Source organism: Streptomyces sp. NPDC059564, from assembly GCF_042735575.1.
Taxonomy (GTDB): Bacteria; Actinomycetota; Actinomycetes; order Streptomycetales; family Streptomycetaceae; genus Streptomyces.
Map to the genome: position 1 here is coordinate 37,678 of NZ_JBHWBP010000016.1, position 14,435 is coordinate 52,112.

Annotated in this window: 15 protein-coding genes; 7 read left to right on the forward strand and 8 right to left on the reverse strand. The window is 73.0% G+C overall.

From position 1 onward, the window contains the following. The first annotated feature begins 33 nt into the window (after positions 1 to 33). Entirely contained in the window at positions 34 to 657 is a 624-nt protein-coding gene (locus ACFV0Q_RS05875; RefSeq protein WP_385001010.1) for a TetR/AcrR family transcriptional regulator, read from the forward strand. Positions 658 to 706: 49 nt separating this feature from the next. On the opposite strand, the gene otsB is transcribed toward ACFV0Q_RS05875, so the two are convergent. From otsB to ACFV0Q_RS05890, 3 genes are read right to left on the reverse strand one after another with little or no spacing between them, the layout of a single operon-like run. Further along, the gene (gene otsB / locus ACFV0Q_RS05880) at positions 707 to 1,567 is read right to left on the reverse strand and encodes a trehalose-phosphatase (protein WP_385001012.1); all 861 of its coding nucleotides are present in this window, start codon (positions 1,565 to 1,567) and stop codon (positions 707 to 709) included. Positions 1,568 to 1,622: 55 nt separating this feature from the next. Then, on the reverse strand, positions 1,623 to 1,859 hold the full coding sequence (locus ACFV0Q_RS05885; RefSeq protein WP_385001015.1) for a DUF3263 domain-containing protein: 237 nt from the start codon (positions 1,857 to 1,859) through the stop codon (positions 1,623 to 1,625). Between the two features lie 55 nt (positions 1,860 to 1,914). Beyond that, a complete protein-coding gene (locus tag ACFV0Q_RS05890; protein ID WP_385001018.1) occupies positions 1,915 to 3,219 on the reverse strand; it encodes an extracellular solute-binding protein in 1,305 nt (434 codons plus the stop codon). Positions 3,220 to 3,429: 210 nt separating this feature from the next. On the opposite strand from ACFV0Q_RS05890, the gene ACFV0Q_RS05895 reads away from it, so the two are divergent. From ACFV0Q_RS05895 to ACFV0Q_RS05905, 3 genes are all read left to right on the forward strand, one after another. Beyond that, complete coding sequence (locus ACFV0Q_RS05895; protein ID WP_385001055.1) at positions 3,430 to 4,386, forward strand: ROK family protein; 957 nt, start codon at positions 3,430 to 3,432, stop codon at positions 4,384 to 4,386. After that, positions 4,386 to 5,537, forward strand: coding sequence for an N-acetylglucosamine-6-phosphate deacetylase (nagA, locus tag ACFV0Q_RS05900; protein WP_385001021.1), 1,152 nt, complete (start codon positions 4,386 to 4,388; stop codon positions 5,535 to 5,537). The genes ACFV0Q_RS05895 and nagA overlap by 1 nt, the downstream gene beginning before the upstream one ends. Positions 5,538 to 5,639: 102 nt before the next feature. After that, positions 5,640 to 6,557, forward strand: a complete 918-nt coding sequence (locus ACFV0Q_RS05905) for a 1-phosphofructokinase family hexose kinase (protein WP_385001024.1) — start codon at positions 5,640 to 5,642, stop codon at positions 6,555 to 6,557. A 16-nt stretch (positions 6,558 to 6,573) separates the two neighbouring features. Here ACFV0Q_RS05905 and ACFV0Q_RS05910 read toward each other — a convergent pair whose 3' ends face one another. Together ACFV0Q_RS05910 and cdgB are read right to left on the reverse strand one after the other, a co-directional pair. Further along, the gene (locus ACFV0Q_RS05910) at positions 6,574 to 7,602 is read right to left on the reverse strand and encodes a CBM35 domain-containing protein (RefSeq protein ID WP_385001027.1); all 1,029 of its coding nucleotides are present in this window, start codon (positions 7,600 to 7,602) and stop codon (positions 6,574 to 6,576) included. A 68-nt stretch (positions 7,603 to 7,670) separates the two neighbouring features. Further along, entirely contained in the window at positions 7,671 to 9,410 is a 1,740-nt protein-coding gene (cdgB, locus tag ACFV0Q_RS05915) for a diguanylate cyclase CdgB (RefSeq protein WP_385001030.1), read from the reverse strand. Positions 9,411 to 9,713: 303 nt separating this feature from the next. Between cdgB and ACFV0Q_RS05920 the strand changes: the two genes are divergently transcribed. After that, on the forward strand, positions 9,714 to 10,292 hold the full coding sequence (locus ACFV0Q_RS05920) for a flavin reductase family protein (protein ID WP_385001033.1): 579 nt from the start codon (positions 9,714 to 9,716) through the stop codon (positions 10,290 to 10,292). A 21-nt stretch (positions 10,293 to 10,313) separates the two neighbouring features. Here the strand turns inward: ACFV0Q_RS05920 and arfB are convergent, their stop codons facing one another. Further along, the gene (gene arfB, locus ACFV0Q_RS05925; protein ID WP_385001036.1) at positions 10,314 to 10,739 is read right to left on the reverse strand and encodes an alternative ribosome rescue aminoacyl-tRNA hydrolase ArfB; all 426 of its coding nucleotides are present in this window, start codon (positions 10,737 to 10,739) and stop codon (positions 10,314 to 10,316) included. A gap of 164 nt (positions 10,740 to 10,903) precedes the next feature. Between arfB and ACFV0Q_RS05930 the strand changes: the two genes are divergently transcribed. Continuing rightward, complete coding sequence (locus tag ACFV0Q_RS05930; protein ID WP_385001038.1) at positions 10,904 to 11,479, forward strand: TerD family protein; 576 nt, start codon at positions 10,904 to 10,906, stop codon at positions 11,477 to 11,479. An 88-nt stretch (positions 11,480 to 11,567) separates the two neighbouring features. Then, positions 11,568 to 12,083 (forward strand): GNAT family N-acetyltransferase, encoded by a 516-nt coding sequence (locus ACFV0Q_RS05935; protein ID WP_385001040.1) that lies wholly within the window; start codon positions 11,568 to 11,570, stop codon positions 12,081 to 12,083. Between the two features lie 7 nt (positions 12,084 to 12,090). Here ACFV0Q_RS05935 and ACFV0Q_RS05940 read toward each other — a convergent pair whose 3' ends face one another. Next, positions 12,091 to 13,503 (reverse strand): M1 family metallopeptidase, encoded by a 1,413-nt coding sequence (locus tag ACFV0Q_RS05940; protein WP_385001043.1) that lies wholly within the window; start codon positions 13,501 to 13,503, stop codon positions 12,091 to 12,093. Positions 13,504 to 13,546: 43 nt separating this feature from the next. Further along, positions 13,547 to 14,086 carry a heme-binding protein gene (locus ACFV0Q_RS05945; protein ID WP_385001046.1) on the reverse strand — a complete coding sequence of 180 codons (540 nt, stop codon included), beginning with the start codon at positions 14,084 to 14,086 and terminating at the stop codon, positions 13,547 to 13,549. Positions 14,087 to 14,435 lie beyond the last annotated feature (349 nt).

Consider the following 14,435-nt stretch of genomic DNA (forward strand, 5'->3'; position numbering starts at 1 on the left):
AACACTGTTAGAAAATGGGCGTAGGCTGCTCCCATGAAGCTGACGAAGGAACGCATCATCGACGCGGGCATGGCGGAGTTCGCCGAGTCCGGCTTCCACGGCCTGTCCATGCGGCGGGTGGCGCAGCGGCTCGACGCGAAGGCGGGCAGCCTCTACTACCACGTGCCCAGCAAGGCCGTCCTGGTCCAGCTGATGGCGGACCGCGTGGCGCGGCAGGCCTATGACGCGGGCAGCGCGGCGCTGGCCGCGCTGGATCCCGGCGCGGGCTGGCGGGAGCGGGTGGAGGCCCAGGCCCTCACCCTGCGCGCCGGCATCCGGCGGCACGCCGGGGGCGCGGTGATGTTCGCCGACAGCCCGAAGGTGCTGAGCACCGGGGCCCTGTCGGTGATGGAACGGCTGCTGGAGACCCTGCGCGCGGCGGGCGTGCCGGACGAGCACTGCGCGATCGGCGCGGACGTGCTGCTCAGCCACGTCACGGGCTTCGTGCTCCAGGAGCAGAGCGAGTCCCCCGCGGCGCCCGTCACCCCGGAGGAGGGCGCCGCGCTGGTGGCGCGCTTCCCGCTGACCGTGGCCGCCGCGTCGGCCTACGGGGAGGACGAGAAGTTCCTGCGCAGCGTCCGCCTCCTGTGCGCGGGCCTGGCCACGCGGATCCCGTAGGCCGTGGCGCGGCGGCCCGGCCGGGGTCCGTCCGGCCCGGCCGGTCCGTCTAGTCCCGGTCCTGCAGGGCGGTGGCCAGGGCGGCCAGGTAGGCCGTGACGGCGGCGGGGCCGGGGAGGACGATGTCGGCGCGGGCGGCGAGTTCGGGGACTTCGGCCGAGCCGCTGCACACGAGCAGACCGGGCAGACCGTCGGCCCGGCGCTTCTCGACGGCCGCGTACGCCGCGAGGTCGCCGAGGTCGTCGCCCGCGTACAGCACGGCCTCCGCTTCCCGTTCCTCCAGGAACTCGCTCAGCGCGACCCCCTTGTCCATCCCCGGCGGCCGCAGTTCCAGGACGGCCCGGCCCGGCTCGACCATCAGCCCGTGGCGGGCGGCGAGCTCCGCGAGGGGTTCGCGCAGGGCCGCGAAGGCCGCCTCCGGGTCCTCGGCGCGGCGGGTGTGGACGGCCAGCGCCTGGCCCTTCTCCTCGATCCAGGTCCCGCGCCAGGCCCCGATCGCGTCGAGGAAGCCCGGCAGCTCGGCCCGTACGGCGGCCACTCCGGGGTGTTCGGCGGGGGCGTGCACGATGCCGGTGACGGCGTCCCAGCGTTCGGCCCCGTAGTGGCCGAGGACCACGAGGTGCTCCAGTCCGGGCACTCCGGCGAAGCCGCCGTAGCGGACGGCGACCCCGGCCGGCCGGCCGGTGACGACAGCGACCGCCGCGACCTCGGGGGCCAGCTCGGCGAGCGCCGGTACGGCGTCGGCGTGCGCGCGGGCCTGGTCGGGGTCGGGGACGATGTCGGCGAGGGTGCCGTCGAAGTCGAGGGCGACGACGGCCCTGCGGGGTGCGCGGAGGAGGGCTTCGAGTCCCTCGCGTCCGGCTGCGGTGGCGGGCACGGGCATCGGCAGGTCGTGCGGATGGCTCCCCATGCGAACGACCCTACCGGCGCCGCCGGAGCGCGCCCACCCCTTCGCGAAGAGTCACCTAGCGCCGGGCCCGCTGGGCCTCGCGGATCCGGCGGAGGCGGTTGACGGTGCCCGGTGCGTGCTCCAGTGCCCGTGGATCGTCCATCAAGGCGTTGAGCAGCTGGTAGTAGCGGACGGGGGTCAGGCCGAGCCCTTCCCGTATCGCCCGCTCCTTGGCGCCGGGCCCGGACCAGGTTCGTCCCTCGTACGCGAGCACGGCGGCCTCCGTGGCCGTCAGCCGCCCGTCGTCCGTCATACGGCCAGATTAACGCCGCCCACCGACAGCGGGCCGGGCGGGCGGCCGGGCGGCCTCAGTGCTCGCCGTCCGCCTTCCGCGCGTTCGTCGCGATGTCCTCCAGCACCTTGGCGGGCTGGCCGCCCGGCTGGACGGACCGGCCGATGTTCTGCTTGATCTCTTCGCTGACCCCGGCCCAGGACTTCTTGCCGACCGGGTACAGGCGGGCGGTCGGCAGGGCGGCCAGGAAGGTCTTCAGCTGGGCCGCCGAGCCGCCGGTGCCGGCCTCCATGGCCCGGTAGCCGCTGGTGGTGACGGGCAGCAGGTCGTACATGGAGGTGAAGGCGGTCACGTTCTTCGCCGAGTACAGGTGGTCCAGGAACTTCCCGGACTCCTTCTGGTGGCCGTTCTTGAACGCCATGACCCAGTCCGCGACGCCCATCGCGGAGTGGTCGGTCCCGTCGGTGGTCGGCATCTGCACCATGCCGAACTTCACGCCCTTGCCGGCGGCCTGCTTGAGCAGCGTGGGGTGGCCGTTGAGCATGCCCACCTCACCCCGGGTGAAGGCGTCGAAGGCGGCCTGGCGGTCCAGCTTGCCCGGCTCGACGGGGCCGGTCAGGCCCTGTCCGACCAGCTTGTCGCGCAGGAACTCGAAGGACTTCACGTTCTCCGGGGAGTCGATCGCGTACGCCTCCTCGTTGTCGGTGTAGCCGCCGCCGCCCGCGAGCATCCACATCATCGACTCGGCCTGGGCCTCCTCGCGGCCCAGCGGCACCGCGAAGGGGGTGGGCACGCCCGCGCCCTTGAGCTTCTTGGCGGCCGCTTCCAGGTCCGCCCAGCTCTTGGGCTGCCACGGCGTCGAGCCGTCCTTGGGGATGACCCCGGCGTCGCCGAGCAGCTTGGTGTTGTAGAAGAGCAGCCGGGTGCTGGCCACGAAGGGCATGCCGTACTGGACCCGCTTGACCTTGCCCGCGTCGGCGAGCGGCGCGAGGAAGTCGGCCTCGGTGGTGACGGAGAGCAGCTCGTCGGCGGTGTAGAGCTTGCCCGCCTCCGCGTAGTCGGCGTAGGCGCCGATCTGGGCGATGTCGGGGGCCTTTCCGGCCTTGACCATCGCGGCGACCTTGGCGTCGACCTCGGACCAGGAGTAGACGCTGACCTCGACGTGGACGTTCGGGTTGTCCTTCTCGAACGAGTTGGCGAGGCCCTTCCAGTAGGTCGCGGAGGAGTTCTGCGGATTGTCGCCGTAGTCGGCCGCCACGACCCGCAGGGTCACCTCGTTGTCCCCGCTGAGACCCGACACGGCTCCACAGCCCGTCAGCGTCACGGCGGTCAGGCACAGCGCGGCCCCGGCTGCGGCCAGGCTCAGGTAACGGCCCTTCACGGTTCTCGATCCACCCCTGGTTGTACGTACGATTCCCGTAAGGTCTACACCACTTTGGCGGCTCCTCCACATCCGGAACGGCGCTGCGCCCGGACTGTGTCCGGACCGTAGCCGGACCAAGGTCCCGATTTTGTACGGCAGCTCAACAATCCCCTCCATTGGACTAGACCTTTGCCTCCCGAGCACGCGAGACTGTCTCCTGTGAAACCCGTGAAACACGTCATCGCCCTCGATGTGGGCGGCACCGGGATGAAGGCCGCCCTCATCGCCCGGGGGCCCCACCCAGCGGCAGCCGGAGGAGGAACCCTGCTGTACGAAGGGCGCCGCGCCACCGGCCGCGAGCGGGGCCCCGAGGCCGTCGTCGAGACGATCCTGGACTTCGCCGACGAGCTGCTGCACCTGGGCCGCGAACGCTTCGGAACGGCCGCCTCCGCCGCCGGAGTGGCCGTCCCGGGCATCGTCGACGCCGAACGGGGCACCGCCGTCTACGCCGCCAACCTCGGCTGGCGCGACGTACCGCTGCGCGAGCTGCTCACCGCCCGCCTCGGCGGCATCCCCGTCGCCCTCGGCCACGACGTCCGCACGGGCGGACTCGCCGAAGGCCGCATCGGCGCGGGCAGGGGCGCCGACCGCTTCCTGTTCGTCCCGCTGGGCACCGGCATCGCCGGAGCCATCGGCATCGCCGGCCACATCGAGGCCGGGGCCCACGGCTACGCGGGAGAGATCGGCCACATCGTGGTCCGCCCCGGCGGCCCCGCCTGCGGCTGCGGGCAGCACGGCTGCCTGGAGACCCTGGCCTCCGCAGCCGCCGTCTCCCGCGCCTGGGCCGCCGCCTCCGGCGACCCCGGGGCCGACGCCGCGGACTGCGCCAAGGCCGTCGAGTCGGGCGACGCGCGCGCCCGCGAGGTCTGGCTGGCCGCCATCGGCGCGCTCGCCGACGGGCTGGTCACCGCGATCACCCTGCTGGACCCGCGCACGCTGATCATCGGTGGCGGGCTGGCCGAGGCGGGGGAAACCTTGTTCACACCACTACGGACGGCCGTCGAGGAGCGCGTGACGTTCCAGCGGCTGCCCGAGATCGTTCCGGCGGCCCTCGGGGACACCGCCGGATGCCTGGGCGCAGGGCTGCTCGCCTGGGACCTACTCGCCACGGAGGTACCTGCCTGATGTCCGGAAGCGCACACAGCACCGTTCTCTCCGGCGCCAGGGTGGTCCTGCCCACCGGGACCGTCGCGGGCGGCCGCGTGATCGTCGAGGGCGACCGCATCGCGGGCAGCGCCCGCGAGGGCGCCGAGGTCCTCGACCTGACCGGGCACTGGCTCGTCCCCGGCTTCGTGGACATGCACAACCACGGCGGAGGCGGCGCCTCCTTCACCTCCGGCACCCCCGAGGAGGTCCTCAAGGGCGTACGGACCCACCGCGAGCACGGCACCACCACCCTCGTCGCCTCCACCGTCACCGGCGACCTCGACGAACTGGCCCGCCGCGCCGCCCTGCTCGCCGAGCTCACCCAGCAGGGCGAGATCGCCGGCATCCACTTCGAGGGCCCCTTCATCAACCCCTGCCGCAAGGGCGCCCACAAGGAGGACCTGCTCCGCGACCCCGACCCGGCCGAGGTCCGCAAGCTGATCGACGCCGCGCACGGCACCGCCCGCATGGTCACCCTCGCCACCGAGCTGCCGGGCGGGCTGGACTCCGTACGGCTGCTGGCCGAGCACGGGGTCATCGCCGCGATCGGCCACACGGACTCCACGTACGACCAGACGCGCCAGGCCATCGACGCGGGCGCGACCGTCGCCACCCACCTCTACAACGCGATGCCCGGCCTCGAACACCGCGCCCCCGGGCCGATCGCCGCGCTGCTGGAGGACGAGCGGGTCACCGTCGAGCTGATCAACGACGGCACCCACCTGCACCCGGCGATGCTGGAGCTGGCCTTCCACCACGCGGGCGCCCACCGCGTCGCGCTGATCACCGACGCCATGGACGCCGCCGGCTTCGGCGACGGCACCTACCACCTCGGCCCGCTGGAGGTCGAGGTCAAGGACGGCGTCGCCCGGCTCGTGGAGGGCGGCTCCATCGCCGGCTCCACCCTGACCCTGGACACCGCGTTCAAGCGGTCGGTGACGGTGGACCGGCTCCCGGTGGAATCCGTGGTCCAGGCGATCTCGGCCAACCCCGCGAAGCTCCTCGGCCTCTACGACCAGGTCGGCTCGCTGGAACCCGGCAAGTACGCCGACCTGGTCGTCCTCGACGCCGCGTTCGGCGTCAAGGGCGTCATGCGGCGCGGCGAATGGATCGTCAACCCGCTGTCCTGAGCGGCCTTTCGGCTGTACGGAGAAAGGCGGCGGGCCCCACGGACTGGGCCCGCCGCCCTCGATTTGGCATGATCCCGGCATTCACCGAGACCGGGGCTGGCCATGATCCTCACCGTGACGCTCAACACCGCACTCGACGTCACCCACCGGGTGCCGCGACTGCTCCCGCACGCCTCCCACCGGGTCACCGGTGTCGCCGAACGCCCGGGCGGCAAGGGCCTGAACGTGGCCCGCGTGCTCGCCGCGCTCGGCCATCCGGTGACGGCCACCGGCTTCGCGGGCGGACCGTCCGGCGCGCTCGTACGCGAACTCCTGGCGGACACCCCCGGGGTGACGGACGCCCTGCTGGCCTGCGCGGGCACCACCCGGCGCACCCTGGCCGTCGTCGACGAAGCCACCGGCGACACCACCCAGTTCAACGAACCCGGCCCGCAGATCTCCGCCGCCGAGTGGACCGCCTTCCAGGCCCGGTACGCCGAACTCCTCACCGGGGCCCGCGCGGTGGCGCTGTGCGGCAGCCTGCCCCCGGGCGTGCCGGTCGGCGCCTACGCCGTCCTCGTACGGGCGGCCCGCGCGGCCGGCGTCCCCGTGCTCCTCGACACCGGCGGCGAGGCCCTGCGCCGCGGGGTCGCCGCCCGGCCGGAGATCATCAAGCCGAACGCCGCCGAGCTGGCGGAGCTGACCGGCTCCCGCGACCCGCTCCCCGCCACCCGCGACGCCCGCCGCCGGGGCGCCCGCGCGGTAGTCACCTCCCTGGGCCCGGACGGCCTCCTCGCCGCCACCCCCGAGGGCACCTGGCAGGCGACCCCGCCCCACCGCCTGGCCGGAAACCCCACCGGCGCGGGCGACTCCGCGGTGGCGGGCCTCCTGTCCGCCCTGACGGAGGGCCTCGACTGGCCGGCCCGCCTCACCCGCGCCACGGCCCTCTCGGCGGCCACGGTCCACGCCCCGGTGGCGGGCGAATTCGACCCCCGCACCTACGAGGAGGTACGGGGGTCGGTGAAGGTCACGCCGCTCTAGCCGCGGCCGGGACGGGTCAGCCCTGCTCGAGCCAGAGCTGGTCGATGTTGACGTTGCACTTGTTCCCGGCCTCGCACGACATCTTTATCGTGTTGGTCCCCTTGTTCAGGGTCACCTGGCCCCAAGTGGTCTGCCAGCCGTTCTCCCAGTCGCCCTTCGGCGAGTTGGCGAAGTTGCGCATGTTGAGCGGCGTGCTGTTGGGCTTCCCGTTCACGGCCAGGGTGGCGTTCGCGTCCTCACCCGGGATGCCGAAGCGCACGTAGAACCGGTACGTGCCGCCCTTGGGCAGGTCCAGGGTCCAGGTCAGCGCCGCACCGGGCTGGTTGAAGTTGCCGACGTACTGGCCCCCGCTGCTCTTGGCACCGGGAACCGCCGTCATCAGCGTCGCACCGCCCGTGAGCGCCATGCCCGTACTGGCGGCCTCGCCCTTCGGAAGCGGGGCCTGGGAGGGCTGCGGGGAGCCGCTGGGCTGCCCGGAAGCCGGGTTCGGCTGGGGCGCGGCGGACTGCTGGTTCTGCTGGTTCGCCTTGTCCTTCGGCTTGTCGCCGTCCTTGTTGCCGAAGGTGACCGCCGCGCCGATGCCGATCGCGACCGCCGCGACCACGGCCACCGCCGCGATGAGCATGCCCTTGCGGCTGGAGCCGCCGCCACCGCCGTGGCCGCTCCGGCCGCCGCCGCCCGGGAGCGGGACCTGCTGGGTGTACTGCTGCTGGGCGGGGACGCCGTAGCCGCCCGCCTGGAGCGCCTCGGGAGCCTGGTACTGCGCCTGGTAGGCCGGCGGCTGCTGCTGCGGCGGCACCTGGCCGCGCTGGCCGCCGTAGGTCCGCTCGCCGACCGTCCGTACCTGGTTGTACGAGGTGCGGGGGACGCCGGGCTGCGTGCCGGGCTGACCACCGCCCGTCGGGCCCGGGTAGCCGTATCCACCGCCCGAGGCGGGCGGGGCGGCACCGGCGGCCTGGCCGTCCGCGTAGAGGTAGCCGAACGGATCGTCGTCCTCGGGCTGGTTCGCCCCACCGTGCGGGCCGTTGTTCGCGGGCGTCGTCATCGCAGGTCACTCCTTTCGACCCACGGGAGCCTACCCCGAACACGTGCGCCCACGAGCGGCCGATCAGACTACCCGGCCCGCCGGTGTGCCTTGGAACGGGACCTTTTCTCGATGTACATCCGCTGGTCGGCGGAGCGCAGCACCTCGTCCGCCGACATCCCGCAGCTGGCCCAGCCGATGCCGAAACTCGCCCCCACACGGACCGCGCGCCCGTCCACGCGGATCGGCGGGATGATCGCGTTGCGCAGCCGTACGGCGAGGTCGGCGGCGTCGGCCGCGCCCAGGCCGTCGGCGAGGACGACGAACTCGTCACCACCCAGCCGGGCGACGGTGTCACCGTCCCTGACGCCCGTCGTGAGCCTGCGGGCCACCTCGATCAGAACGGCGTCGCCCGTGTGGTGCCCGAACCGGTCGTTGATCGACTTGAACCCGTCGAGGTCGCAGAAGAGGACCGCGAGCCCCTTCGTCCCGTCGTCGATGTCCGTGGCGGGCGCCACCGTGTGCACGTGGTGGTCGTACGGGCCGCCGTCCGGGTGGGATACGAAGGCGCCCCCGGGGTACTCGAAGGGCTCCGGCGCCCCCGCCCCGGCCGGGGCCCCGACGGGAGGGAAGCCGTGGCCGGCGCCCTCGTACCCGTCGGCCCGAAAGCCGTGCTCGCCCGCACCACCCGCCTCGGGGCGCGGCTCGAAGGCGGCGTCGAGCGCCTCGACGGCGGTGGCCCGCACCGACTGGGGCCGCCGGCACAGCCGGGCGCCGAGCCGCGAGCGCAGCTCGGCGCTGTTGGGCAGGCCGGTGAGGGAGTCGTGGCTGGCGCGGTGCGCGAGCTGGAGCTCGTGCCGCTTGCGCTCCTCGATGTCCTCGACGTGCGTGAGCAGGAAGCGGGGGCCGTCGGCGGCGTCCGCGACGACCGAGTTGCGCAGCGAGACCCATACGTACGTGCCGTCGCGCCGCCCCAGCCGCAGCTCGGCCCGGCCGCCCTCGGCGGAGGTCCTCAGCAGGGTCCCGATGTCCTCGGGGTGCACCAGGTCGGAGAAGGAGTAGCGGCGCAGCACGGAGGCGGGCCGGCCGAGGAGGCGGCACAGGGCGTCGTTGGTGCGCAGCAGCCGGCCGTGCTGGTCGCCGCCCATCTCGGCGATGGCCATGCCGCTGGGCGCGTACTCGAAGGCCTGCCGGAACGACTCTTCACTGGCCCGCAGCGCCTGCTGTTCTCGTTCCAGCCGGACGAGGGCCCGTTGCATGTTCGCCCGCAGCCGTGCGTTGCTGATCGCAATCGCGGCTTGGAATGCGTACATCTGGAGCGCTTCGCGCCCCCAGGCGCCGGGGCGGCGCCCGTTGCGCGGTCTGTCCACCGAAATGACACCCAGAAGTTCCCCGCCGGTCGCGTACATGGGGGCGTACAGCCGGTCCTCGGGGTGCCACTCGCCCTCGAACCGCGGATCGGGGCCGTCGGTGTGCCACTGGGGGACGTCGTCCTCGATCAGGACCCAGCCCTCGGTGTGCGGGATGAAGCGCAGCCCGTCCCAGTCCTCGCCCATCGTCAGCCGGCGCTCCCAGGAGGGGCGGGAACCGACGCGTCCGGTGATCAGGGCCTCGGCGGCCGGGTCGCCGGCGAAGGCGGCGACGACGAGATCCCCGTCAGGGCGTACGAGATTGACACAGGCGAGTTCGTAGCCGAGGCCGCGCACGATGCCGTCCACGACGGTCTGCAGAGTGTCCGCCAGGCTCCGGGCCGTATTGAGTTCGGCCACCACCTGGTGCAGCTGCCGCAGGGTCGCAAGACGGACGTACGGCTCCGACTCGGTCTCCATTGCTCGCTCTCCCCGAGACCTCGACAGCAACTCCAGGTTTGTCATCGGCGTTTCGTTGCGGTGTCCCGTCCACTGAATCACAGTGAGCTGTGCGGCAGGTACACAGGGTCAACAAATCTTGCTCTCTGTGACTCAAGTCACATGAGATGAATAACGGCGCACTCTGGGCGGGGTGTTGAGTGGGAGCGCTCCCCCACCTTCTCGTGAGCAAACGATACGCCCGGGCCTAGGCCGCGGGGCGGGGACGCGGCTCGGACCAGCGCCCGATGTGCGCCGCACGGCGGCGGGACTAGCGTTCGGGACGTGCCGAAGACGACCCTTGTGCCCCCGCTGCCCCCCGTACCGACCACCACCCCCCATCCTGAGGGGGTGAGCAACGACGAGTTCCGGGCGGCCATGTCCCGGCTGGCGGCGGGCGTGTGCCTGATCACCGCGCACGAGCCCGCCTCGACCGCCGACGGGCCGCGCGGCGAGGACGTCGGGATGACGGCCACCGCCTTCATGTCCGTCTCCCTGGACCCGCCGCTGGTCCTGGTCAGCGTCCGCGAGGGCTCGCGGATGGACGACCTGCTGGCGGAGCAGCCGCTGTGGGCGGTCTCCGTCCTCGCCGACTCCCAGCTCCAGGTCGCGGGCCGCTTCGCCATGAAGAACCGGATCAGCGACCGGCTGCTGTTCGAGGGCCTGCCCCACGTGCGCGGCGCGGTCAGCGGGGCGCCGCTGCTGACGGGGGCGCTGGCCACCCTGGAATGCCGTACGGAGTCCCGCGTCGAGGCGGGCGACCACACGCTGGTCATCGGCCGGGTCCTGGGCGCGGCCCTGCCGGTCCCGGACGCGCCGCCGCTCACGTACTTCCGCGGGCGCTACCGGCACCTGGCGCCGTAGCCCAGTAGAGGGGTGTGGGTCCTACCAGTCGCGGCCGGTGCGGCCGCGCTTCGTCTCGCCGCGGGCCTTCTTCTCCCGCAGACGGCGCTCGTTGATCCCCCGCGGGATCTTCGTGGCGCGGCGCGCCTTCGGCGGCGGGGCCGTGGCCTCCGCCAGCAGCGAGGCCAGCCGGACCAGGGCCATCTCCCGGTTGCGGAACTGCGAGCGGTGCTCGGAGGCCCGTACCGTCACCACCCCGTCCACCAGCCGGGACGCGAGCCGCTCCAGCGCCCGTTCCTTCCACACGTCCGGCAGCGCCTTGGTCGCCCCCAGGTCGAAGAGCAGCTCCACCCGCGAGTCGGAGGTGTTCACGTGCTGCCCGCCCGGCCCGGAGGAACGCGAGAAGCGCCAGGCGAGCTCCCCCTCGGGGAGCGCGACCGAACCGCGGATGACATAGGGACCAGGCATGCCCCCTATGATCGGCCCCCGCCACCGCCCCCGTCACCCCGATTTCGGGGCCGCTCCGGGCCATGTGGAACCTACGGGCCCCCTCGCCGCGTTATGCAGGTCAGCAGTAACTTGACCACGACCACGCAGCGCGGTCATGTGACGAAGAAGGGACACCAGTCAAAATGGCAGTAAGCCTGTCCAAGGGCGGCAACGTCTCGCTCACGAAGGAGGCCCCGGGCCTCGGCGCCGTCACGGTCGGCCTCGGCTGGGACACCCGCACCACCACCGGCGTCGACTTCGACCTCGACGCCTCCGCCATCGCGGTCAACGCCATGGGCAAGGTCGTCTCCGACGGCCACTTCGTGTTCTTCAACAACAAGACCACGCCGGACGGCACCATCGTCCACACCGGTGACAACCGCACCGGCGAGGGCGCGGGCGACGACGAGGCCATCAACGTCAACCTCGCCGGCCTCCCCGCCGACGTCGACAAGATCGTCTTCCCGGTCTCGATCTACGACGCCGAATCCCGCAGCCAGAACTTCGGCCAGGTCCGCAACGCGTACATCCGCGTCGTGAACCAGGCCGGCGGCGCCGAGATCGCCCGCTACGACCTCTCCGAGGACGCCGCCACCGAGACCGCCATGGTCTTCGGCGAGCTCTACCGCAACGGCGCCGAGTGGAAGTTCCGCGCGGTCGGCCAGGGCTACGCCTCCGGCCTCACCGGCATCGCGCAGGACTTCGGCGTCAACGTCTGACCTGCCGGTCGGGATCCGAAGCGCGCGTCCGCGCCGGCGAAGCCCCCTCCCCGAGCCCGGGGCAGGGGGCTTCGCTACCGTTCGGCAGGTGATCCTCCAACCGCTCGTCCCCGTGGACGGCGCCCTGCCCGGCCCGGTCCTCACCGAGGTCGCCACGCTCTACGCGACGAACCACGCCTTCTTCGAGCTGACCGGCGACTTCCCCGACCCGGCCCGCATCACCGTCGAACAGGTCGCCGCCGCACTCGCCGACGAACTCGCGCCCGAGGGCGCCGAGGTGCTGCTGGCCCGCTCCGCCGGCCGGCTCGTCGGCCTGGCCGTCACCCTCGACCACCACCCCGACCCGGCCGCCGCCGACCCGGACCCGTGGATCGGCCTCCTCCTCATCGACTCCACCGCGCACCGCGAGGGCCACGGCCGCGCCGTCGCCACCCTGGTCGAGGACCGCTTCCGCACCGCGGGCCGGACGGGCGTGCGGCTCGCCGTACTGGAGAACAACCCCGCCGGCCTCGCCTTCTGGCAGACCCAGGGCTACTCGGAGCTCCGTCGCACCGAGGACCGCGAACACGGCCGCCCGTGCCGGGTCCTGCGCAAGGCCCTGTGACCCGGCCTCAGACCGTCGGCCGTCCCTCGCCGTAGAGCCACACGTCCCACACCTTCTTCAGGTCGTGGCCCGTGCGCTGCTGCGCGTACGCGGTGAAGTCGGCCGTGCTCGCGTTCCCGTGCCGGTGATCGGCGGCCCAGCCGCGCAGCAGGTCGAAGAACTTCACGTCCCCCACCTCCTGCCGGATCCGGTGCAGGACCATCGCGCCCCGGTAGTACACCGGCTCGTCGGAGATGTTCCCGGGACCGGGCGGCGACCCCGGCGGGAAGGCCGCCCAGTCGCTGCCGGCGTCCCGGTCCACCGAGGTGTCACCGGCCAGGAAGGCGTCGAAACGGCGCTGCGCGCTCACCCCGCCCCGGTCCTCCGACCACAGCCACTCCGCGTACGTCGCGAAGCCCTCGTTGAGCCACATGTCCTTCCAGGACTTCGGCGACACCGAGTCGCCGAACCACTGGTGCGCCAGCTCGTGCAGGACCAGCACCTCGTCGGGAGCGCCCGAGTAGACCGGCTTCGTCTGCGTCTCCAGCGCGTACGAGAGGCTCTGCGACGGCATCACGATCGAACCGGCCGTACCGAAGGGGTAGGGACCGAACTTCGCGCTCCCCCACTCCACGATCTCCGGCAGCCGCGCCAGCGCGGGCGCGCTGCCCGCCACCTCGCCGGGGGCCACGGCCTCGTAGACGGCCACGCCCGAGGCGGTCCGCCCCGTCGTCACCTTGAACTTCCCGACGGCGACCGTCGCGAGGTAGCTCGCCATCGGCTCGGGGCTGTGCCACGCGAACTCGGTCTGCCCGTCCGCGACCTCCTTGCGGGAGCGCAGCTCACCGTTGGAGACGGCCTCGTAGCCGTGCGGGACGGTGACGGTGATGTCGTACGTGGCCTTGTCGCTGGGGTGGTGGTTGCCGGGGAACCAGCCCATCGACCCCACCGGCTCACCGACCGCCACCGCACCGTCCTCGACGGCGATCCAGCCCTCCTTGGAGCCGTCCGGGTCGACGACGGGCTTCGGGCGGCCGCCGTAGTCGATCTCCGTACGGAAGACCTCGCCCTTCTTGAGGTCCTTGGCCGGGCGGACCGTCAGCTCGTTGCCGGTCCGGTTGTAGCGGGCGCCGGCGCCCTGCACGTCCACGCTCTCGACCTTGAGGCCGCTCAGGTCCAGGTTGAAGGAACTGAGGCCCTGCTCGGCGCGGGCGGTGATGACGGCCGTGGCGTGCAGCTGCCCGTCGGCGGGGTCGTAGGCGAGATCGAGGTCGTAGTGCTCGACCTGATAGCCGCCGTTGCCCGCCCGGGGGAAGTACGGATCGCGCAGCCCGGACGCACCGGGCCGCCCCTGCACCGTGGCGCCCGTACACCCCGCGGTGAGGGCGAGGAGGACGGCGAGTGCGGGGGCGGCGAGGCGAACGAACGCGCGATGTTCCACGCGCCCGATCCTAAGCGGGCGCCCGGGACGGGGGCGGGGTCTCCTACTGGCCCAGGGAGTCGACGCCGGCCTTGGCGAACTTCTCGTCCAGGTCCCCGCTCGGGGCGCCGGCCACGCCGATGCCGGCGACCGGGGCGCCCTTGGCCTGGACCGGGGCGCCGCCCGCGAGGAAGAGGGTGCCGGGGATGTCCTTCAGGTTCGGGGTCTGCGCGAGACGGCCCGCGAGCACCGAGGTCGGGGCGTTCCAGGACACGGCGGTGAAGGCCTTGCGCTGCGCCGACTCGTAGGACTGCGGGCCCGCGCCGTCGCCGCGCAGGGTGACGATGGTGTTGCCGTTGCGGTCCACCACCGCGACCGTCACCTTCTGGTTCTCCTTCGACGCGGCCTGGAGGGCGGCCTGGGCGGCACGGGTGGCGGCGTCGATGGTGAGGTGCGTCGAGGTGGTGAAGTTGCGGTCGTCGTCCTTCTTCGCCGCCGCCTGGACGGGGGCGGGGGTGGCGCTCGCGCTGACGGCACCGAAGGTACCGGCGCCGAGGGCGACGGCGAGGGCGGTACCGGTGAGGACGCGGGTACGAGTGTTCATGGCGGCTGCTCCTGGTGATCGTCTGCTCGACTGGCTCCCTCCAACCCTCCGCCGAAACCCACCCCGCCCCCGTCCCCGTACCGGCTCCCCCACCCGACCACACCGGCTGACCCGGGGGTCATCCGATCGGCCGATGCGGGGGCCCTGGCCGGGCGGTTCTCCTGGGGTGAGCCGGTGCCCTGGCCGGGCGGGGTCCCGGATCCGCTGCCCTGGCCGGGCCACCTCCATCCTCACCGGCCACCGTCAGCCTCGCCGGCCACCGTCAGCCTCGCCGGCGTTTGAGGCGCGGGGGTCCGGGGGCTGGCCCCCGGCAACGGACCCGCGCACCAACCACTACGCCGCCCACCTC